Origin of the sequence: Streptomyces chartreusis (genome assembly GCF_008704715.1) — a bacterium.
Lineage (GTDB): Bacteria > Actinomycetota > Actinomycetes > Streptomycetales > Streptomycetaceae > Streptomyces > Streptomyces chartreusis.
Map to the genome: position 1 here is coordinate 5,768,548 of NZ_CP023689.1, position 20,454 is coordinate 5,789,001.

19 protein-coding genes are annotated in these 20,454 nt (G+C 71.5%); 10 read left to right on the plus strand and 9 right to left on the minus strand.

Annotated elements, in window-relative coordinates:
* Positions 1 to 272: 272 nt before the first annotated feature.
* On the plus strand, positions 273 to 548 hold the full coding sequence (locus CP983_RS25330; protein ID WP_107906256.1) for a DUF1876 domain-containing protein: 276 nt from the start codon (positions 273 to 275) through the stop codon (positions 546 to 548).
* Positions 549 to 558: 10 nt separating this feature from the next.
* Here CP983_RS25330 and CP983_RS25335 read toward each other — a convergent pair whose 3' ends face one another.
* From CP983_RS25335 to CP983_RS25360, 6 genes are all read right to left on the minus strand, one after another.
* Positions 559 to 1,731: a serine hydrolase domain-containing protein gene (locus CP983_RS25335; RefSeq protein WP_167537898.1), complete on the minus strand. Its 1,173-nt coding sequence runs from the start codon at positions 1,729 to 1,731 to the stop codon at positions 559 to 561.
* A gap of 36 nt (positions 1,732 to 1,767) precedes the next feature.
* Complete coding sequence (locus CP983_RS25340; RefSeq protein ID WP_150502000.1) at positions 1,768 to 2,217, minus strand: organic hydroperoxide resistance protein; 450 nt, start codon at positions 2,215 to 2,217, stop codon at positions 1,768 to 1,770.
* A 124-nt stretch (positions 2,218 to 2,341) separates the two neighbouring features.
* Positions 2,342 to 2,803, minus strand: a complete 462-nt coding sequence (locus tag CP983_RS25345; protein ID WP_125524526.1) for a MarR family winged helix-turn-helix transcriptional regulator — start codon at positions 2,801 to 2,803, stop codon at positions 2,342 to 2,344.
* Positions 2,800 to 3,561: an energy-coupling factor ABC transporter ATP-binding protein gene (locus CP983_RS25350; protein WP_150502002.1), complete on the minus strand. Its 762-nt coding sequence runs from the start codon at positions 3,559 to 3,561 to the stop codon at positions 2,800 to 2,802. The genes CP983_RS25345 and CP983_RS25350 overlap by 4 nt, the downstream gene beginning before the upstream one ends.
* Positions 3,549 to 4,310, minus strand: a complete 762-nt coding sequence (gene cbiQ / locus CP983_RS25355; protein WP_150502004.1) for a cobalt ECF transporter T component CbiQ — start codon at positions 4,308 to 4,310, stop codon at positions 3,549 to 3,551. The genes CP983_RS25350 and cbiQ overlap by 13 nt, the downstream gene beginning before the upstream one ends.
* Position 4,311: 1 nt before the next feature.
* Positions 4,312 to 5,376, minus strand: a complete 1,065-nt coding sequence (locus CP983_RS25360; protein WP_150502006.1) for an energy-coupling factor ABC transporter permease — start codon at positions 5,374 to 5,376, stop codon at positions 4,312 to 4,314.
* A 166-nt stretch (positions 5,377 to 5,542) separates the two neighbouring features.
* On the opposite strand from CP983_RS25360, the gene CP983_RS25365 reads away from it, so the two are divergent.
* Positions 5,543 to 5,905 carry an SsgA family sporulation/cell division regulator gene (locus tag CP983_RS25365; RefSeq protein ID WP_150502008.1) on the plus strand — a complete coding sequence of 121 codons (363 nt, stop codon included), beginning with the start codon at positions 5,543 to 5,545 and terminating at the stop codon, positions 5,903 to 5,905.
* 35 nt (positions 5,906 to 5,940) lie between these two features.
* Here CP983_RS25365 and CP983_RS25370 read toward each other — a convergent pair whose 3' ends face one another.
* From CP983_RS25370 to CP983_RS25380, 3 genes are all read right to left on the minus strand, one after another.
* A complete protein-coding gene (locus CP983_RS25370) occupies positions 5,941 to 7,614 on the minus strand; it encodes a penicillin-binding transpeptidase domain-containing protein (protein ID WP_150502009.1) in 1,674 nt (557 codons plus the stop codon).
* A gap of 104 nt (positions 7,615 to 7,718) precedes the next feature.
* Complete coding sequence (locus CP983_RS25375) at positions 7,719 to 9,356, minus strand: penicillin-binding transpeptidase domain-containing protein (protein WP_150502011.1); 1,638 nt, start codon at positions 9,354 to 9,356, stop codon at positions 7,719 to 7,721.
* A 100-nt stretch (positions 9,357 to 9,456) separates the two neighbouring features.
* Positions 9,457 to 11,208, minus strand: a complete 1,752-nt coding sequence (locus CP983_RS25380; protein ID WP_167537764.1) for a dolichyl-phosphate-mannose--protein mannosyltransferase — start codon at positions 11,206 to 11,208, stop codon at positions 9,457 to 9,459.
* Positions 11,209 to 11,270: 62 nt separating this feature from the next.
* Here CP983_RS25380 and rsmI point away from each other — a divergent pair, with 62 nt between their 5' ends.
* From rsmI to CP983_RS25420, 8 genes are all read left to right on the plus strand, one after another.
* Complete coding sequence (gene rsmI / locus CP983_RS25385) at positions 11,271 to 12,119, plus strand: 16S rRNA (cytidine(1402)-2'-O)-methyltransferase (protein WP_107905844.1); 849 nt, start codon at positions 11,271 to 11,273, stop codon at positions 12,117 to 12,119.
* A 191-nt stretch (positions 12,120 to 12,310) separates the two neighbouring features.
* Positions 12,311 to 12,715: a hypothetical protein gene (locus CP983_RS25390; protein WP_107905843.1), complete on the plus strand. Its 405-nt coding sequence runs from the start codon at positions 12,311 to 12,313 to the stop codon at positions 12,713 to 12,715.
* A gap of 47 nt (positions 12,716 to 12,762) precedes the next feature.
* Positions 12,763 to 13,641: a TatD family hydrolase gene (locus CP983_RS25395; RefSeq protein ID WP_150502013.1), complete on the plus strand. Its 879-nt coding sequence runs from the start codon at positions 12,763 to 12,765 to the stop codon at positions 13,639 to 13,641.
* 141 nt (positions 13,642 to 13,782) lie between these two features.
* Complete coding sequence (locus CP983_RS25400) at positions 13,783 to 15,180, plus strand: resuscitation-promoting factor (RefSeq protein WP_150502015.1); 1,398 nt, start codon at positions 13,783 to 13,785, stop codon at positions 15,178 to 15,180.
* 39 nt (positions 15,181 to 15,219) lie between these two features.
* Entirely contained in the window at positions 15,220 to 16,095 is an 876-nt protein-coding gene (gene rsmA, locus CP983_RS25405) for a 16S rRNA (adenine(1518)-N(6)/adenine(1519)-N(6))-dimethyltransferase RsmA (RefSeq protein ID WP_150502017.1), read from the plus strand.
* Positions 16,096 to 17,013, plus strand: a complete 918-nt coding sequence (locus tag CP983_RS25410) for a 4-(cytidine 5'-diphospho)-2-C-methyl-D-erythritol kinase (RefSeq protein ID WP_150502019.1) — start codon at positions 16,096 to 16,098, stop codon at positions 17,011 to 17,013. It abuts the gene before it with no gap.
* Positions 17,014 to 17,242: 229 nt separating this feature from the next.
* Complete coding sequence (locus tag CP983_RS25415; protein WP_150502020.1) at positions 17,243 to 18,295, plus strand: peptidoglycan recognition protein family protein; 1,053 nt, start codon at positions 17,243 to 17,245, stop codon at positions 18,293 to 18,295.
* Between the two features lie 131 nt (positions 18,296 to 18,426).
* On the plus strand, positions 18,427 to 20,235 hold the full coding sequence (locus tag CP983_RS25420; protein WP_125529603.1) for an ABC-F family ATP-binding cassette domain-containing protein: 1,809 nt from the start codon (positions 18,427 to 18,429) through the stop codon (positions 20,233 to 20,235).
* The last annotated feature ends 219 nt before the right edge of the window (positions 20,236 to 20,454 follow it).

The window sequence follows — 20,454 nt, forward strand, 5'->3', positions numbered from 1 at the left end:
GTGGCGGCGGGGCCAGGGCCGGCGCACGACATCTCCATGGAAGCAGGCCGGGACCGTCCGCCGAAGGGACTGTGCCGAGTCTCACCTGATCCCGAGTTGCGGGCTTCGTCCCGGTGTGTGACCGGTGGGGCGGGGGTGCAGAAAGGGACAGACCGCGCGCCGGGGCGGACTCGGGGGAGCCGCCGCGGTCGCCTCGGGGATTCGCCGCAGCCGACTAGTCCGCCGCCCTCGTGAGGCGCACCCTGGAAGCAGTACTTCCGGAGGTGATCGTCATGATGCACACCGCAGTGGGATGGCATGTCGAGATGGAGTTCATGGAGGACGGCGAGCACACGAAGGCCGTCGCCATGGTGCGGCTGCCCGACGGGACCGAGGTACGGGCCCACGGGCACGCCGCCCGGCACCACACGGACTCCAATCAGCCACGTGTCGGGGAGGAGATCGCCGGTGCCCGCGCCCTGAACGAACTCGCCATGCAGATGCTCACGAAGGCGCACGGCGAGATCGACGCGGCTTCCGGGCGCACATCGCACCCGATTCACGTGTGAACCGGCGCTCCTAGCCCGCGAGGGACGTCCGCAGCGCCCGTATCAACCCCTGCGCCCTCGGGTCCGCCGTCACCGTCTTGCGGAAGCCGTTCGTCACGTAGCCGAGCGCGATTCCCGCCTCCGGGTCGGCGAAGCCGAGGGCGCCGCCGCGTCCGGGGTGGCCGAAGGAGCCCGGGCCCAGCAGGGGCGACGCGGTGCCGTGCAGCATGTAGCCGAGGCCGAAGCGGGTGTTCACGACCAGGACGCGGTCCGGGCCGGAGGACTCCTCGGCCCTCGCCGATTCCACCGTCGCCGTGTCGAGGAGCCGTACGCCGTCGACCTCGCCGATCAGCGCCGCGTAGACGCGGGCCAGTCCGTCGGCGGTGGCGATGCCGTTCGTCGCGGGCAGCGCCGACGCCCGGTACGCCGGGTCGTTCTGGTCGGGGAACGGGGTGATCGCGGCGAAGGCCCGGCGGGTGAGGGAGTCGGGGTCCTGGTAGGCATCGGTGACCGAACGCTTCGGACGTGCCTTCAGGACCGCCCCCGACGCGGGTTCCGGCGCCTCGACGCGCCCGACCCGGCCGGCCCGCCCGGCCGCCTCCTCGGCGGCAGGCAGCCCCAGCCACAGCTCGGCACCCAGCGGCCCGGCGATCTCGTCCGCGATCCACTCGCCGGTGCCCTTGCCGGTCACCCGCCGCACGATCCCGTCGAGCATCCAGCCGTACGTCAGCGCGTGATAGCCGTGCTCGGTGCCCGGCTCCCACTCGGGCGTCTGCGCGGCGACCGCCTCCGGGCCGCGCAGCGGGTCCAGCGACTCCTGTGGGGTGAGCGGGCGGTCCAGCACCGGCAGCCCGGCCCGGTGGTTCAGCACATGCCTGACCAGCACCCGCTCCTTGCCGCGGGCCTTGAACTCCGGCCAGTACTCGGCGACCGGCGCGTCCAGGTCCAGTCGGCCGCGCTGCCACAGGGCGAGGAGCACGGCGGCGGCGACGCCCTTCGTCGCGGAGCGCACGACCTGCGCGGTGCCCCGCTGCCAGGGCTCGGTGCCGTCGACGTCCTTCGTGCCGGCCCACAGGTCGACGACCTTGCTGCCGTCCCGGTACACCGCGAGGGCCGCGCCCCGCTCGCCCAGCGTCTCGAAGTTCCGGACGAACGCGTCCCTGACCGGCTCGAAGCCCTCGGCGACAGTGCCGTTCACGTCCACGTCCGTCTCCTCGTCCTGCCTTGTGCGGGTGCCCATCTACCCAAGCAGGATGGTGACGTCGATGTTCCCCCGGGTGGCGTTGGAGTACGGGCAGACGTCGTGCGCGGCGTCCACCAGCTTCTCCGCGAGGTCCGCGTCCAGCACCGGCAGGGAGACGCTGAGGGCGACCGCGAGGCCGTAGCCGCGGTGCTTGTTGGGGCCGATGCCGACCTTCGCGGCGACCGTGGAGCCGGAGAGGTCGTAGCCCTCGCGGTTGCCGACGAGGATCAGCGCGTTGTGGAAGCAGGAGCTGTAGCCGGCGGCGAACAGCTGCTCGGGGTTGGTGCCGTTGCCGTCGCCCCCGAGTGCGGGCGGCATCGCGACCTTCAGTTCGAGCCGGCCGTCCTGACTGGTGACATAGCCGTCGCGGCCGCCGTGCGCGGTGGCCTCGGCGACGTACATGATCTTCGTCGGACGGGTGTCGACGGCGGTGTCCTCGGCTGTCATGGGTGGCCCTCCCCCCGGAACAGTGCGCCCCAGGAAAGAGTGCGCACAAGTACATCGTGCACAAGGTACTGGCCGGTACGGAGTCTGCCGTTACCAGGGGGTAGCAACCGCGGGTAACCCGAGATCAGCGGGTGCGCTCGGCCGCCGCTCCGGCCTTCGCCGCCAGCTGCCGCAGCTCCTCGCGCAGCCGCGCGACCTCCGGGCCCTCAAGGCCCGTGGCCGCGAGCAGGGAACCGGGCACATGCGCCGCGCGTTCCCTCAGCTCCTCGGCGCGCCCCGTGCACGCGATCAGCACCGAGCGCTCGTCGCTCGCCGCGCGCTCCCGGCGGACCAGGCCCGCCGACTCCAGCCGCTTCAGCAGCGGCGACACCGTGCCGTAGTCGAGCCTCAGCGCACCGGCCAGGTCCTTCACGGTCGTCTCGCCGCGCTCCCACAGGAACAGCAGGGCCAGGTACTGGGGATAGGTCAGGCCCAGCTCGTCGAGGAGGGGGCGGTAGGCGGCCGTCACCGCGCGCTGGGCGGCGTACAGCGCGAAGCACAGCTGGTCGTCCAGGAGCAGCGACCCGGCGTCCTCTTGATGCGTCACGCGCCCATTGTCACGGAACGCGGGTCGAAGCCGAACGGCAGCTCCAGCCGGTGGGCGCGCATCAGCTCGTCGTCCGCGAGGACTTCACCGGTCTTCCCGTCCGCCGCGATCACGCCCTCGCTCAGGATCAGGGAGCGCGGGCACAGCTCCAGGGCGTACGGCAGGTCGTGCGTGACCATCAGGACCGTCACGTCCAACGAGCGCAGGATGTCGGCCAGTTCGCGGCGGGAAGCGGGGTCGAGGTTGGAGGAGGGCTCGTCCAGGACGAGGATCTCCGGCTCCATCGCGAGCACCGTCGCCACCGCGACCCGGCGCCGCTGCCCGAAGGAGAGGTGGTGCGGCGGGCGGTCCTTGAACTCCGCCATGCCCACCCGCTCCAGCGCCCGGTCGACACGCTCCTCCAGCTCGGCGCCCTTGAGCCCGGCCGCCGCCGGCCCGAACGCGACGTCCTCGCGGACCGTCGGCATGAACAGCTGGTCGTCCGGGTCCTGGAAGACGATGCCGACCCGGCGCCGGATCTCCGCCATGTGCTGCCTTCCGACGGGCAGTCCGGCGACCTTCACCGTGCCCGTGCCGCCGGTCAGGATGCCGTTGAGATGCAGCACGAGGGTGGTCTTGCCGGCGCCGTTCGGGCCGAGCAGCGCGACCCGTTCGCCGCGCGCGACGCAGAAGTCCACGCCGAACAGGGCCTGGTGGCCGTCGGGGTAGGCGAAGGCGAGGCCGGAGACCTCGAGAGAAGCGGTACTCACAGGGTCCATCCCAACACGCAGACGACGAGGGCGGCGACGGGCAGCGCGAAGGCGTACGACCACTGTGCCCGGGACGCGGTCACCTCGTCGATCACCGGCATCGAATCGGCGTATCCGCGGCTGACCATGGCCAGATGCACCCGCTCGCCGCGCTCGTAGGACCGGATGAACAGCGCGCCCGCCGACTTCGCGAGGACGCCCCAGTGGCGCACGCCCTTCGCCTCGAAGCCGCGCGACTCCCGCGCAATGCGCATCCGCCGCATCTCGTCCGCGATCACGTCGCCGTAGCGGATCATGAAGGACGCGATCTGCACGAGGAGCGGCGGCAGCTTCAGCCGCTGGAGGCCGAGCAGCAGTTCACGCAGCTCGGTGGTGGAGGCGAGCAGCACCGAGGCGGCGACGCCCAGGGTGCCCTTGGCGAGCACGTTCCAGGCGCCCCACAGCCCGCTGACGCTCAGCGACATGCCGAGCACCTCGACCCGCTCGCCCTCCGCCACGAACGGCATCAGCACGGCGAACGCGACGAACGGCACCTCGATCAGCAGCCGCTTGAGCAGAAACCCGGCCGGCACCCGCGCGGCGTACGCGACGAGCGCGAGCAGGACGGCGTACAGGCCGAACGCCCACATCGCCTCCCGCGGCGTCGACACCACGACGACCACGAACGCGAACGTAGCGGCGAGCTTGGTGTGCGGCGGCAGGCCGTGCACGGGCGAGTGCCCGTGCCGGTAGAGCCGGTGTGCGTGCCCCGCGCCCATGTCAGGCGCTCGAACCCGCGGTGGTGCTCGTGCTCGACGGCGAGACGTCGTCCGTACGGCGCCTGCGCACCGCCCAGAACACCGCACTGCCCGCGACCACCGTGACACCGACGCCGATCACACCCGCGAGACCGCCGGACAGACGGGCGTCGGTGATGTCCTTGACGCCGTAGTCGGCGAGCGGGGAGTCGGCGGTGGAGTGGTCCTCGGTCTTCTTGTCGATGCCGTGGTCGGCTGCGACCTTCTCCAGGCCGTCGGGGTTCGCCGACGCGTAGAAGCTGACGAACCCGGCGAGCACCAGGGAGGTGACGAGGCCGACGGCCCACACCTTGCGCGGGGAACGCGCGGCGACCGGGACGGCCGGCTCGGCGGCGGGCGCGTCCACCAACTCGCCGTCCACCCGCAGCTGAAGGCGCTGACGCAGGTCGCGGGCGCCGTACACGAGGTCGGGGCGTACGGCGACGACGGCGCCGACGGTCAGGGCGGTGATCGTGGCCTCCCCGATGCCGATCAGGACGTGCACGCCGACCATGGCGCCGGCGACCTTGCCGATGGAGACGTCGGTGGTGCCGCCGACCGCGTACATGAGCGTGAAGGCGAGTGCGGCCGCCGGTACGGACAGCAGGGCGGCGACGAAGGAGGCGACGGTGACCGAACGGCGGCTGCGGGGCAGCACCTTCACCAGGCCGCGGAAGACGGCGTAGGCGACGACGGTCGTGACGATGGCCATGTTGGTGATGTTCACGCCGAGGGCGGTCAGGCCGCCGTCCGCGAACAGGATGCCCTGCATGAGCAGGACGACCGAGACGCACAGCACCCCTGTGTAGGGGCCGACAAGGATCGCCGCGAGCGCCCCGCCGAGCAGATGGCCGCTGGTCCCCGCGGCGACGGGGAAGTTCAGCATCTGTACGGCGAAGATGAACGCCGCCACCAGGCCGGCCAGCGGCGCGGTGCGCTCGTCGAGCTCACGGCGTGCGCCGCGCAGGCTCACGGCGACCGCGGCCGCGGCGACCACTCCGGTCACGGCGGAGGTGGGGGCGTCTATGAATCCGTCAGGTACGTGCACCGTTCGATGATAGTGGCTTGTTGCGAACTCCTTGCAAGAGCGAGGGGATGGGAATTGCGAGCGGACACCCTTTTCCTCGGGGGGCAGGATCCAGGAAATATGCGACATTGGAAGGGGTGCGGAAGTACAGCTTTCGCAAAGGATGCGCAGCGTAAGGGGTCGACCGATGTCCGTAGTCGAGCAGTACGCGCGAGCCCACATCGTCACGGACGCGGACAGCCTGGCGGTCGACCAGGACGCGGTGCCGGTGGTGCTGCGGTACGACCCGGAGTCCGATCCCCGCTCGGTCCGGCTCGGACTGCCCGGGCGCGAATCCCATGAGTGGAGCTTCTCGCGCTCACTCCTGGAGCAGGGACTGCGCGCCCCCGCGGGGAGCGGGGACGTCCGGGTGTGGCCGTGCGGTCGTGTGCAGGCCGTGGTGGAGATCCACTCCGCGCAGGGGGTGTCGGTGGTGCAGTTCGAGACGAAGGCGTTGATGCGGTTCCTGCGACGGACCTATCTGGCCGCCGAGGCACCCGTACCGCACTGAGGCTCAGCGGTGCGGCACCGAGGGCCGGCTGACGCTCAGCCGCCCGACTTCAGCAGTGCCGCCACGATCGGGCCCGCGGTGTCGCCGCCGTGGCCGCCCGACTGGACGACGCCCGCCGCCGCCAGGTCGTCGCGGTACGCGGTGAACCAGCCGTTCGGCTTCTTCTGGCCGTCGACCTCCGCCGAGCCGGTCTTGGCGCCGACGTCACCGCCGACCCCGGACATCGCCTCCGCCGCCGTGCCGTAGGCCGCCGTGTACGACATCAGTTCGCGCAGCTGGGACAGCGTGGCCGCGGACATGGTGCGCGACGCCTTCGCGAGCTGACGCCCGTCGACGTCGGGGGAGACCAGGTACGGCTGCCTGAACGTGCCCGTCTTCACGGTCGCCGACACCGACGCCATGTTCAGCGGGTTCATCCGCACCCCGCCCTGGCCGATGAGTTCGGCCGCCATCTGCGCCTGCGACTGCACCGGGACGGCCCCGTCGAAGGTGGAGACGCCGACGGACCAGTTGTTCAGGGACAGACCGAAGACCTGCTGGGCCTGCTTGGTGAGGCTGTCGTCGTCCAGCTCGGGCGCCTGGCTGATGAAGGCCGTGTTGCAGGAGCGGGCGAAGCTCGCCTTGAAGGTGCCGCCCTTGATCTCGAACTTGTCGTCGTTCTGGAACTTCCAGTGCCCGTACGTGAAGTACTTCGGGCAGGGGTGCTCCTTGTTCACCGACGCGAGGTCCTTCTCGATCAGCAGCGAGGAGGTGATGACCTTCATCGTGGAGCCGGGCGCGAGGGAGCCCTGGAAGGCGGTGTTGAAGCCGTGCGAGGAGTTCGCGACCGCGAGGATCTCACCGGTCGAGGGCCGCAGCACGACCACGGACGCCTTCTCCTTCGCGGCGACCTGCTTCTCCGCGGCGGCCTGCATCGACGGGCTGAGCGTCGTCTTCACCGTGCCCGGCGTGCCCTCGCTCAGCTCCAGCAGCGTCTTGTCGGACAGCTCGGCCTTCTTGGACTCCTTGCCCCGGACCACCTGGAGCTCGACGCCCGCCTTGCCGCCGGCCTTCTCGCCGTACTTCTCGCGCAGCCCGTCCAGGACCGAGCCCAGTGACGGGTACTCCTTCTCCGTCAGCTCGCCGCCGTCCCGGTCCAGGGCCTTGACCGGCGGGGTGCCGGACGCGCCGGTGACCAGGGTGTCGCCGTCCTCGAGGTCGGGGTGGACGACCGCCGAGTGCCACTGGACCAGCGGCTTGCCGTCCTTCTCGCGCCGGACGACGGTCAGCGCGCTGTCGTAGGTCAGCGGCTTGGTGGTGCCCTTGTACGACACCGTGGCCTTCACGGAGAAGGGGACCTTCGCGCCGGCGCGGGTGCCGGAGGTCAGGGTGACGTCCTTTATGTGGGCGTCCTTGGTGTAGCCCGTCAGCAGGGCCAGGGCGGCGGTGGTGTCGTCCGTGGCGGCGGCGGCCTCGGTCACCTTGCCGGCCTGCCAGGCGGTGAGGAAGTCACGGGCCGCGGTGGTGACCTCGGTCGCCGAGAGCGGCCCGGTCTTGACGGACTTGGACTTCTGCCCGGAGGCCGACTCGGGGCCGTTCTCGGCCGCCGCGCCGCTGCCGAGCAGCGCGTAGAGACCGAACCCGGCGCCGCCGACGACGACGGCGATCATCCCGCCGAGCACGGCGGGGTTGGTCTTCCGTCGCTCGGCGACGCGCCTTCTGTTGCCCACTGCTTTCCGTTCCCTCGCGTATTCAGGAGCCCCCGCCGCCCCGCCGACCTCACGCATACCAACGACGAGGCCCACCCTAGAGTCCCGTGCCGCGAGGGATAAGTTCAGCCGGACGCTCGTAGCACGGCTGCGACAATCGGGCCGGCCGCGTCGCCGCCGTGGCCGCCCTGCTGGGACATGGCCGCGGCGGCCACATCATTGCGGAAGCCGGTGAACCAGCTGTCCGAGGTGGCCTTGCCGTCGACCTCGGCGGAACCGGTCTTGGCGCCGATGTCACCGCCGACGGTGGACATGGCCGGCCTCGCGGTGCCCTGTGTCGCGGTCAGCCGCATCATCTGCTTCAGCTGGGCGGCGGTGCTCGACGACAGGCCCTTGGCGGTGGCCAGTTGGCGTCCGTCGAGCGCGGGCGCGATCAGGTACGGCTGCCGGAAGTCGCCGGTGATCGCGGTGGCGGTGACCGACGCCATGTTCAGCGGGCTCATCTGGACCTCGCCCTGGCCGATGGCGTTGGCCGCGCGGTCCGGGCCGGTGGAGGCGGGGACGCTGCCGTCGAAGGAGACGATGCCGGTCTTCCAGTCGTCGCGGCCGAGCCCGAATCGCTCCTGGGCCTCGTTCATCAGCGAGGCGTCGGTGAGCGGGTCCTCGTCGACGAGCTTGATGAAGGCCGTGTTGCACGAGCGCAGGAAGCCGCTCGCCAGCGTGGCGTTCGCGCTCTCGTCGGGCTTCAGGCCGTCGAGGTTCTTGAAGGTCTGACTCCGCCAGGTGGCCGTGGGCGGGCAGGGCGCCGGGCCGTTCATCGTGGTCACGCCGTTGTCGATGAGCATCGCGGCGGTGAGGATCTTCATCGTGGAGCCGGGTGCGACGCGGCCCTCGAAGGCGGCGTTGAAGGCGTCGCTGCGATGGTTCGCCACCGCCAGTACCTCGCCGGTGCCGGTCTTGAGGGCGACGACGGAGGACTCGGCGTACTTCTTCACGGCCGTCTCGGCGGCCGCCTGCACACTCGCGCTGAGCGTCGTCTCCAGCTTGCCGGGCCTGCCCTTCGACAGGGTCAGCAGCGACGTGTCCGGCGACTCGTCGGCATGCCGGATCGACAGCTCGACACCGGGCTCGCCGCCCGCCTTGTCGCCGTACTTGGCGCGCAGGGCGTCCAGGACCGGGCCGAGCGAGGGGTACTTCTCCTTCGTCAGCACGGCGCCGTCGCGGTCGACGGCCTCGATGGGCGGGTTCGCGGCCTCGCCGGTGACGAGGGTGTCGTCCCGCTTCAGCTGCGGGTGGACGACGGTGGGCTGCCAGTCGACGAGGGCCCGCCCGGTGGTGCGGCCGCGGACCACGGTGAGCTCGCTCTTGTACGTGAGCGGCTTGGACTTGCCCTCGTAGGACACCTTGGCCTTCACGGTGAACGGCACGGTGGTGCCGCGCGCCGCTCCCGGCGTGATCGTCACGCCGGTGATGTGGGCGTTCTTGCCGTAGGCGGACAGCAGCGCCTGGGCGGCCGCGTTGTTGTCGGTGTACGTCGAGGCCTGCGCGGCCTCGCCCTTCTCCCAGGCGGCGAAGAACTTCGAGGTGGTCTCCTCGACCTCGTCCGCGTCGGGCGGCCCGGTCCGCTCCGATGCGGGCCCGGCCGCCCCCGTCGCCCCACCGCCGTTCAATGCCGACACGATGTTGTAGGCGCCGTAGCCGGCTCCGCCCACCATCACCGCGAACACGCCGCCTATGACGGCGACCTTGACCCCCTTGGGCATGGCCCCTCCCCGTTATGTCTCCCGCACTGTAAGTGACATGCGGGAAACCAGTGGGAGTTGTTTCCTTTTGTTGTCCGAATGTGTGACCGATTCGTGCTCGCTACACCCAGGTATCCAGCCACATCCGCGATCGCCAGTCGTCGATCGGGATCGCCTGGCCGGTGTACAGGGGCCAGAAATAGATGAAGTTCCAGGCGATCAGGAGGACCAGGACGCCCGCGCCCGTTGCGCCTGCCACGCGGCGGGTGTCGCTGGAGCCGGGTGGGCCGATGATCGCGCCGAGGAGCATGGCGACGGCCAGGCAGAGGAAGGGGAGGAAGACGACGGCGTAGAAGAAGAAGATGGTGCGTTCCTGGTAGAGGAACCAGGGGAGGTAGCCGGCGGCGATGCCGCAGGCGATCGCGCCCGCGCGCCAGTCGCGGCGGAAGAGCCAGCGCCACAGGACGTACAGGACGGCGAAGGCGGCCACCCACCACAGGAGAGGGGTGCCGAGGGCCAGTACCTCGCGGGCGCACTTCTCACCCGCGTCGACCGGGCAGCCGTCCTTGCCCGGCGTGGGGGACTCGTAGAAGTACGACACCGGGCGGCCGGCGACGATCCAGCTCCACGGGTTGGACTGGTAGGTGTGAGGGGACGACAGGCCGACATGGAACTCGTACACCTGGTGCTCGTAGTGCCAAAGGCTCAGCCACCAGTCGGGGAACAGCCACGACCAGCTGCTGCTGCGGCCGTTGGCGGTCGCCCAGTCGCGGTAGTAGCCACCGCTGCCGTCGGTGGGGGAGAGGATCCAGCCCGTCCACGACACCAGGTACGTGACGATCGCCACCGGCACGGTCGCGAGGAAGGCAAGCCCCAGGTCGCGCTTGATCACCGCCGTGTACGGGTGGTGCGCGCCCGCGACCCGGCGGGCGCCGACGTCCCAGAGCACCGTCAGCAGACCGAACGCGACCAGGAAGTACAGGCCGTTCCACTTGGTGCCGATGGCCAGGCCCAGCATCAGACCGGCCAGCCAGCGGTAGGGGCGCCAGCCCAGGCGCAGGGTCTCGGCGACATGCGCGTCGGGACGGACCCGCCCGTCGGCGTCCGACGGCAGCGCGGCGGCGAGTCTCTCGCGGGCCCGGTCCCGGTCGATGACCAGGCAGCCGAACGCCGCCAGCACGAAGAACATCAGCACCCCGTCGAGCAGCGAGGTGCGCGCCATCACGAACGCCAGCCCGTCCACCGCCATCAGCGTGCCGGCGAGGCAGCCGAGGAACGTCGAGCGGAAGATACGGCGGCCGATGCGGCACAGCATCAGCACCGCGAGCGTGCCGAGCAGCGCCGTCATGAACCGCCAGCCGAACGGGTTGAACCCGAAGATCAGCTCGCCGAGCCCGATGACGTACTTGCCCACCGGCGGATGCACCACGTAGGAGGCGTCCGTCGGGATGGGCACCTGGTCGCCGAGCCGCAGGACCAGGTCGTTGGCGTTCTTGTCCCAGTCGACCTCGAAGCCCCGGTGGACGAGCGCCCACGCGTCCTTCGCGTAGTACGTCTCGTCGAATATCACCTTCCGCGGGTTGCCCAGGTTCCAGAACCGCAGCACCCCGGCGAGCAGCGTCACCAGCAGCGGACCGCCCCACGCCGACCAGCGTGCGACCCGCTCGGCGAGCGGCTGCGAGATGCCGAGGAACTGCCACATCCGCGGGCTGGGCCGGACGTAGGGAGGCACGAGCTGGTCGCGCACGTCGCCTCTCGGCGCCGCCGTGTAGCCGAATCGGCGCAGCCGCTGCTGCCACGACGGCCGCTGCTCGTGCGGTGCCTGGCCCTGCTGGATGTCCGTGGAGTCCATCGACGACGCTGTACTGGTCACCGCGCCATCGTAGGGAACACGTCTGTGGGAGTCGCGTGGATGCGCCCTGCGAGGATGGAAACGTGACAGGAACCCTTGTTTTGGCAGGCACCCCCATCGGCGACGTCAAGGACGCCCCGCCCCGGCTCGTCGAGGAACTGGCGGGCGCGGACGTGGTCGCGGCCGAGGACACCCGGCGCCTCAAGCGCCTCACCCAGGCGCTGGGCGTGCAGCCGGCGGGTCGGGTCGTGTCGTACTTCGAGGGCAACGAGTCGGCCCGCACGCCGGAGCTGGTCGAGGCGCTCCTTGCGGGCTCGCGGGTGCTGCTGGTGACCGACGCGGGGATGCCGTCGGTGTCCGACCCCGGGTACCGGCTGGTCGCGGCGGCCGTGGAGAAGGACATCAAGGTCACCGCCGTGCCGGGGCCGTCCGCCGTGCTCACCGCGCTCGCGCTGTCCGGGCTGCCCGTCGACCGGTTCTGCTTCGAGGGGTTCCTGCCGCGCAAGGCGGGGGAGCGGCTGTCGCGCCTGAAGGAGGTCGCCGGGGAGCGGCGCACGCTCGTCTACTTCGAGGCGCCGCACCGCCTCGACGACACCCTCGCCGCGATGGCCGAGGTGTTCGGTACCGAGCGGCGGGCAGCCGTGTGCCGGGAGCTGACCAAGACGTACGAGGAGGTCAAGCGGGGCGGGCTCGGGGAGCTCGCGGCGTGGGCCGCCGAGGGGGTGCGCGGGGAGATCACCGTCGTCGTCGAGGGGGCCCCGGAGAAGGGGCCCGAGGAGCTCGACGCGCAGGAGCTGGTGCGCCGGGTTCGCGTCCGCGAAGACGCCGGGGAGCGCCGCAAGGAGGCCATCGCGGCGGTGGCGGCGGAGGCCGGACTGCCCAAGCGGGAGGTGTTCGACGCCGTCGTGGCGGCGAAGAACGCGGGGGCGTGAAACACCGTGTGAGCAGGGCGTATATCGCATGAGCGTGCGCCCCATGCCGGGGTAAAGCAGCGCGGGCCTTACGGCAAGGAACGTACAAGTCGACGCCAACACTGGACAGATTGCGTGCGTTCACTCCTGCGGAGGAGTCCACTGGGTTGTGGGACGTGAGCCGTCCCACCCAGCGGACCACAGGAGCTGGCATGAGTGAGATCGCACAGCAGACCACGGGCCTTCGCAGCGCCGCGACCGCCGTCGTCCACGAGTCGTATTCGTTCGCCTGCATGCGCTGCGGGCATGGCTGGGAGCAGTCGTACGAGATAGAGCACCACATGGACGGCGACGGCCGTGAGTTCGTGATGTACGTGGCGAACGGCCAGGTCGTCCCGTCCCCGCTCAGCCGGCCCACGTGCCACAACTGCGACGGGCACATCGTACGGATCATGGCCGCCGGGCAGGTGTCCTCCGTGCAGAACTCCCTGCACCGCCCCGCCCCGGTCCCGAACCAGCCGAAGGCGGACGCGGAGGGCGAGTCGGCGCCGGCCGAGCCGCACCACCACTGGCATCTGTCCGATCTGCTGCACGTCTTCCACCGCAAGGCGAGCTGAGCCGAGCGCCCGGCCGGCGGGGCGTGCCCCTTTCGTAGGATCGGGGCATGCCTTCGAACGCCGACAAGCACGCCGCCCCGCCGCTCCCGGAGCCGCTCCGGGTACCGGTCGCCGACTCGCACACCCACCTCGACATGCAGTCCGGCACCGTGCGGGAAGGGCTGGACAAGGCCGCGTCGGTGGGGGTGACCACGGTCGTGCAGGTGGGCTGCGACGTACGCGGCTCGCAGTGGGCGGCCGAGACGGCGGCGCAGTACGACGCCGTGCACGCCACCGTCGCGCTGCACCCCAACGAGGCCCCGCGCATCGTGCACGGCGACCCCGACGGCTGGTCGCGGCAGGGGGCGCGTGAGCCGGGCGGTGCGCGGGCGCTCGACGAGGCGCTCGCGGAGATCGACCGCCTCGCCGCCCTCCCTCAGGTGAAGGGCGTCGGCGAGACCGGCCTCGACTACTTCCGTACCGGGCCCGAGGGCAAGGAGGCGCAGGAGGCGTCGTTCCGGGCCCACATCGAGATCGCCAAGCGGCACGGCAAGGCGCTCGTCATCCACGACCGCGACGCCCACGCCGACGTGCTGCGCGTCCTGAAGGAGGAGGGCGCTCCCGAGCGGACCGTCTTCCACTGCTACTCCGGCGACGCGGAGATGGCGCAGGTGTGCGCCCGCGCCGGGTACTTCATGTCCTTCGCCGGCAACGTCACCTTCAAGAACGCCCAGAATCTGCGGGACGCGGTGGCGATCGCCCCGCTGGAGCTGCTCCTGGTGGAGACCGACGCGCCGTTCCTCACGCCGGTGCCGTACCGCGGACGGCCCAATGCGCCGTATCTCATTCCGATCACGGTGCGCGCCCTGGCGGCCGTGCGGGGCATCGACGAGGACACGCTGGCGACGGCCCTCGGGACGAACACGGCACATGCCTTCGGCTACTGACCGATAACCGCGCGGTAACGCTCGCGCGGGCTCACCACCGACCGACGGCCACGCTGCGTAGTCGAGTCACTTTGGAGAGTTCCGACCCCTCCGCTAGGTTCTGGTGGCCCGAAACGGACCCCTCCGGTGGAGCGTGTCGTCGTGAGCAACGCGCAGTTCGAGACGTACGGCCGTACCCCGGCCCATGAGCCGCAGGGGTACGGCGGCTTCGACCCGTACAGCGCGCAGACGCTGGGGTACGGGGTGCCGTCGCCGTACGAGTCGCGTACGGACAGTTACGGAACCGGCTACGACCGGCATGTCCCGCACCAGTCGTACGCGGCGTACGAGGACACCTACCGGCCCGCGTACGAGATCGCCGAAGCGGCGCACGCGCCCGTCGCGCGCCCCAGGAGCGGCCGGCGTGCCGCGCACCGGCGCCGGGCGCGGGCCGCGGAGCGCGGCGACGCCACCATGCGCAAGCTGGTGCCGCAGGCACTGGTCGTCGCGTTCCTCGCGGGCGGCACCAGCGCCTTCGTGGCCAAGGACAAGGCGGTCGAGCTGAGCGTCGACGGCGGCAAATCGCGCACCCTGCACACCTTCGCGGACGACGTCGGCGACCTGCTGGCCGAGGAGGGCGTCGACGTCGGGGCGCACGACATGGTCGCGCCCGCTCCCGGCGCGGGGCTCGGCAACGGCGACGAGGTCGCGGTGCACTACGGGCGCCCCGTGCGGCTCACCATCGACGGCCAGAAGCGCGAGGTGTGGACGACCGCCCGGACGGTGGAGGCGGCGCTCACCCAGCTGGGAGTGCGCGCGGAGGGCGCCTATCTGTCGACGTCGCGCTCCCGGCGCATCGGGCGGGAGGGGCTCGCGCTGGACGTGCGCACCGAGCGGGCGGTCACCGTCATGGCGGACGGCCGGGCGCGCACGATCCGGACGAACGCCGCGAGCGTCGGCGAGGTCGTGGAGCAGGCCGGGATCACGCTGCGCGGGCAGGACACCACCTCCGTCGCCCTGGAGAGCTTCCCGCGCGACGGGCAGACGGTCACCGTGCTGCGGATCACCGGGCGCAAGGAGATCCGCGACGAGGCGATCCCGTTCGCGGTGGAGCGCGTCGACGACCCCTCCGTTTTCAAGGGCACGGAGGTCGTCGAGAGGGCGGGGCAGGCGGGGCTGCGGCGGATGACGTACACGCTGCGCACGGTCAACGGCGTGCGGCAGAAGCCGCGGCGGATCAGGACCGAGGTGGTGCGCGAACCGCAGACGCAGGTGGTGAAGGTGGGCACGAAGCCCCTGCCGACCTCCGTCAGCGGCACGAGCCGGCTGAACTGGGACGGGCTCGCGGCGTGCGAGTCCGGGGGGCAGGCGGACGCCGTGGACTCGTCGGGGAACTACGGCGGGCTGTACCAGTTCGACACCCACACCTGGCGCGACCTCGGCGGCAAGGGCCGGCCGCAGGACGCCCCGGCCGAGGAACAGACGATGCGGGCGAAGAAGCTGTACGTGCGGCAGGGCACCAGTCCCTGGCCGCACTGCGGATCGCGGCTGCACAGGTGAGGGGCGGGCCGGCCCCGCGGCGCCCCGTACCCTTGTCGGGTGAGCAGCCCCACCCCCGACGCCCTCCTCGGCCCCGCCGAGGTCCGTGAACTGGCGACCGCCCTCGGTGTACGCCCCACCAAGCAGCGCGGCCAGAACTTCGTCATCGACGCGAACACGGTCCGCCGTATCGTCCGCACCGCGCAGGTGCGGCCCGACGACGTGGTGGTGGAGGTCGGCCCGGGACTCGGCTCCCTCACCCTCGCCCTGCTGGAGGTGGCCGACCGGGTCACCGCCGTCGAGATCGACGACGTCCTGGCCGCCGCGCTGCCCGCGACCGTCGCGGCCCGGATGCCCGAGCGCGCCGGGCGTTTCGCGCTGGTGCACTCCGACGCGATGCACGTCGGCGAGCTGCCCGGCCCGCCGCCCACCGCGCTGGTCGCGAACCTCCCGTACAACGTGGCGGTCCCGGTCCTGCTGCACATGCTCGCGACCTTCCCGAGCATCGAACGCACCCTCGTCATGGTGCAGTCGGAGGTCGCCGACCGCCTCGCGGCCGCACCCGGCTCGAAGGTGTACGGCGTGCCCTCGGTCAAGGCCAACTGGTACGCCGAGGTCAAGCGGGCCGGCGCCATCGGGCGCAATGTCTTCTGGCCCGCGCCGAACGTCGACAGCGGGCTGGTGGCGCTGACCCGGCGCACCGAGCCGGTCAGGACCACCGCCGCCAGGAGCGAGGTCTTCGCCGTCGTCGACGCGGCCTTCGCCCAGCGCCGCAAGACGCTGCGCGCCGCCCTCGCCGGCTGGGCCGGTTCGGCGGCCGCCGCCGAGGCCGCCCTGGTCGCCGCCGGTGTCTCCCCGCAGGCCCGCGGCGAGTCCCTGACGGTCGAGGAGTTCGCAGCCATCGCCGAGAACAAGCAGCACGAGGGGTCCGAGTAAGTGAGCGCGAGCGTCGTCGTACGCGTCCCGGCCAAGGTCAACGTCCAGCTCGCGGTCGGTGCCGCCCGCCCGGACGGCTTCCACGACCTCGCCAACGTCTTCCTCGCCGTCGGCCTCTACGACGAGGTCACCGTGACCCCCTCGCCCGGCGGCCCGCGCGTCACCTGTGACGGCGCCGACGCCGACCAGGTCCCCCTCGACCGTACGAACCTCGCGGCCCGCGCGGCCGAGGCGCTCGCCGCGCGCCACGGCCTCGCCCCCGACGTGCATCTGCACATCGCCAAGGACATCCCGGTCGCCGGCGGCATGGCGGGCGGCAGCGCGGACGGCGCCGGCGCGCTGCTGGCCTGCGACGCGCTGTGGGGCACGAACGCCTCCCGCGAGGAACTCCTCGACATCTGCGCCGAGTTGGGCAGCGACGTGCCGTTCAGTCTGGTCGGCGGCGCGGCCCTCGGCACCGGGCGGGGCGAGAAGCTGCGCCCGCTCGACGTGGGCGGCACCTTCCACTGGGTGTTCGCGATGGCCGGGCGGGGACTGTCGACGCCCGCCGTCTTCCGTGAGTTCGACCGGCTCGGCGAGGGCACCGACATCCCCGAGCCCGTGGCTTCCCAGCCGCTGCTCGACGCCCTCGCCAAGGGTGACCCGGACGCGCTCGCCGCCGCCGTCTCCAACGACCTCCAGCCCGCCGCGCTCTCCCTGTTCCCGGAGCTCGCCGACACCCTCGCCGCGGGCCTCGCGGCGGGCGCGCTGACGGCGCTGGTCTCCGGCTCGGGCCCGACCACGGCGTTCCTCGCCCGGGACGCCGAGTCGGCCGTGAAGGTCGCCGACACCCTGCGCGCGTCCGGCACTTGCCGTGCGGTGCGCACCGCGTCTGGGCCCGCGCAGGGCGCCACGGTGGTGCGCGCCGCCGGAGCGTGACGCCGTACTCACAAGTACGCGTTCTTCGCCCGATCTCCACACGGAAGTACTGCGATCGCAGTACCCGTGGGGCTGTTGGGGCGAATAGGGTCGCTTGACGATTCAACTGTCGGGCCAGTGTGCCCGGTTCACCGTCAAGTGCCATCTGGAAGGGGACACTCCTGTGTCCGAATCCCCCACACCTGCCCAGCCGTCTCACCGTAGAAAGCGCTCCCTGTCCCGTCGCGGCATGATCGCCGCGGGCGGGGCGGTGGCCGCCGGAGCCGCGCTCACGCCGATGGTGTTCGCCGCCGGCGACTCCGGCGGGACGGACGACTCCGCCTCCGGATCCGGTGGTTCGGGCACGACGCCGGAGCAGTTCCCGGTTACCCGGACCGAGGCCGCCACCGGCACCGGCGAGGCCACCACCGCCTTCGCCGCCTCCTACGTGGGCGTGCGCTGGTCCGGCGCGAGGAAGGGCGCCGCCATCCGGCTCGGGAACGGCGACTGGCAGAACCTGACCGGCGGCTGTGCGGCCGTCGAGGACGGCGGCACGGCCCTGGTCGCCGCCGGCGACGCCAAGGTCTACGAGCTGAAGGCGCCGAGCGGCATCGACGGCGTGCGCTCGCTGGCGATCGACACCACCGACGGCCCCGACCGCACGGTCCGGGTACCGAGCGAGCCCACGCGCGTGCGCGGCGTCGGCTACCTCTCGCGCGCGGCCTGGGGCGCCGACGAGTCCAAGCGGTACAAGGACGGCAAGGTCAACTCGCCCGAGGTGTACTACCCGCTCCAGGTCATCACGGTCCACCACACCGCGACGCCGAACGACGACCCCGACCCGGCCGCGACGGTGCGCGCGATGTACGAGTACCACGCGATCACCAACGACTGGGGCGACATCGGCTACCACTTCCTCATCGACGAGGCGGGCACCGTCTACGAGGGCCGCTACTCCGGCGACGACGGCATCCCCGCCTTCGACCCGGACGGCGACCTCGTCACCGCCTTCCACTCCGTCGGCTACAACTCCGGCGCCCTCGGCATCGCCCTGATCGGCAACCTCCAGGAGAAGCCCCCGACGGACGCGGCCAAGGCCTCCCTGATCCGGCTGATCAAGGTGATATCCCGGTTCAAGGGCCTCGACCCGCAGGCGAGGGTGACGTACACCAACCCCGTCAACGGCACCAAGAAGGACACCGAGACGGTCGGCGGCCACCGCGACTACTTCGACACCGAGTGCCCCGGCCAGGTCATGTACGACCTCCTGGCCGAGGTCCGCTCGGCGGCGGCCCGCCGCTGACGCAGGCCCCAGGCGCCCCGGGGACCGCGGTGGGGTCCCCGGGGCGCACGGCTGTGCGGACGGCGGCGTACGGGGCTGTCGGCGGGCGCGACTACCCTGGAAGGTCGATCGTCCCCCTGGGCAGGAGAGAAATGGCCGTCAACCTGGTCAATGTCGAGAACGTCAGCAAGGTGTACGGCACCCGTGCCCTGCTCGACGGTGTCTCGCTCGGGGTCTCCGAGGGCGACCGCATCGGCGTCGTCGGGCGCAACGGCGACGGCAAGACGACCCTGATCCGGATGCTGGCCAAGGTGGAGGAGGCCGACACCGGCCGGGTCACGCACTCCGGCGGGCTGCGCATCGGCGTGCTCACGCAGCACGACTCGCTCGACTCCGCGGCCACCGTCCGGCACGAGGTCATCCGGGACATGGCCGACCACGAGTGGGCGGGCAACGCCAAGGTCCGGGACGTGCTCACGGGTCTCTTCGGCGGGCTCGACCTGCCCGGTTTCCCGCAGGGCCTGGACACCGTCATCGGCCCGCTCTCCGGCGGTGAGCGGCGGCGCATCGCGCTCGCCAAGCTGCTCATCGAGGAGCAGGACCTCATCGTCCTCGACGAGCCCACCAACCACCTCGACGTCGAGGGCATCTCCTGGCTCGCCCGGCATCTGCGGGAGCGGCGCTCGGCGCTCGTCTGCGTCACCCACGACCGCTGGTTCCTCGACCAGGTCTGCACCCGCATGTGGGACGTCCAGCGCGGCGACGTCTACGAGTACGAGGGCGGCTACTCCGACTACGTCTTCGCGCGTGCCGAGCGGGAGCGCATCGCCGCGACCGAGGAGGTCAAGCGGCAGAACCTGGTCCGCAAGGAGCTGGCGTGGCTGCGTCGCGGCGCCCCCGCGCGGACGTCCAAGCCGCGCTTCAGGGTCGAGGCCGCCAACGAGCTCATCAAGGACGTGCCGCCGCCGCGCGACAGCAGCGAGCTGATGAAGTTCGCCTCCTCCCGGCTCGGCAAGACGGTGTTCGACCTGGAGGACGTCACCGTCCAGGCCGGCCCCAAGGTGCTGCTCAAGCATGTGACGTGGCAGCTCGGACCCGGTGACCGCATCGGCCTCGTCGGCGTCAACGGCGCGGGCAAGACGTCCCTGCTGCGTGCGATGGCCGAGGCCTCGCGGACCGAGGGCGAGGCGCAGCCGGCCGGTGGGCGGATCGCGGTCGGGAAGACCGTCAAACTCGCCTATCTGTCGCAGGAAGTGGCCGAGCTGAACCCGGACCTGCGGGTGCTGGAGGCCGTTCAGCAGGTGCGTGAGCGCGTGGACCTGGGCAAGGGCCGCGAGATGACCGCAGGTCAGCTGTGCGAGACGTTCGGCTTCAACAAGGAGAAGCAGTGGACGCCGGTCGGCGACCTGTCCGGCGGTGAGCGCCGCAGGCTCCAGCTGCTGCGGCTGCTCATGGACGAGCCGAACGTCCTCTTCCTCGACGAGCCCACCAACGACCTGGACATCGAGACGCTCACCCAGCTCGAGGACGTCCTCGACGGCTGGCCCGGCTCGATGATCGTCATCTCCCACGACCGGTTCTTCGTCGAGCGCACCACGGACCGGGTGTTCGCGCTGCTCGGCGACGCCACGCTGCGGATGCTGCCGCGCGGTATCGACGAGTACCTGGAGCGCCGGCACCGCATGGAGGCGCAGGTCGCCGCCGCGGCCGCGACCCCGGCGGCCGAGAAGGCCGTACCGGAGAAGAGCTCGGCCGACTCGCGTGCCGCCAAGAAGGAGTTGCAGAAGATCGAGCGGCAGCTCGACAAGCTCTCCGAGCGGGAGACCAAGCTGCACGCGCAGATCGCCGAGCACGCGACGGACTTCGGGAAGGTCGCCGAACTCGACGCGGAGCTGCGCGACCTGGCCGGTCAGCGGGACGAGTTGGAGCTGCGCTGGCTGGAACTGGCGGAGGACGCGTAGCGCTTCGCCGCCCCCGCGCAGGGCGCTCGAAACAGCTTGCGAGGGGCGGAGCGTGCGCCCTGTGAAGGGGGCGTGAAGGCGCATAACGGGGGCATCACGGCGCGGTTCTCCCTTGGGAACAGGGGTGGATGCGGGCCGGTGTGCTGTCGGTGACGGGTGATAGAAAGGCCGCCTGAGAACAGTCTGAGAAATGCTGGTGTGGCGGAAACGCGACGGCAC

Coding starts and splice junctions, on each gene's coding strand:
- CP983_RS25330 (WP_107906256.1), top strand. CDS start 273: ATGATGCACACCGCAGTGGGATGGCATGTCGAGATGGAGTTCATGGAG.
- CP983_RS25340 (WP_150502000.1), bottom strand. CDS start 2,217: ATGACAGCCGAGGACACCGCCGTCGACACCCGTCCGACGAAGATCATG.
- CP983_RS25350 (WP_150502002.1), bottom strand. CDS start 3,561: ATGGACCCTGTGAGTACCGCTTCTCTCGAGGTCTCCGGCCTCGCCTTC.
- cbiQ (WP_150502004.1), bottom strand. CDS start 4,310: ATGGGCGCGGGGCACGCACACCGGCTCTACCGGCACGGGCACTCGCCC.
- CP983_RS25365 (WP_150502008.1), top strand. CDS start 5,543: ATGTCCGTAGTCGAGCAGTACGCGCGAGCCCACATCGTCACGGACGCG.
- CP983_RS25375 (WP_150502011.1), bottom strand. CDS start 9,356: ATGCCCAAGGGGGTCAAGGTCGCCGTCATAGGCGGCGTGTTCGCGGTG.
- CP983_RS25390 (WP_107905843.1), top strand. CDS start 12,311: ATGAGTGAGATCGCACAGCAGACCACGGGCCTTCGCAGCGCCGCGACC.
- CP983_RS25395 (WP_150502013.1), top strand. CDS start 12,763: ATGCCTTCGAACGCCGACAAGCACGCCGCCCCGCCGCTCCCGGAGCCG.
- CP983_RS25415 (WP_150502020.1), top strand. CDS start 17,243: ATGATCGCCGCGGGCGGGGCGGTGGCCGCCGGAGCCGCGCTCACGCCG.
- CP983_RS25420 (WP_125529603.1), top strand. CDS start 18,427: ATGGCCGTCAACCTGGTCAATGTCGAGAACGTCAGCAAGGTGTACGGC.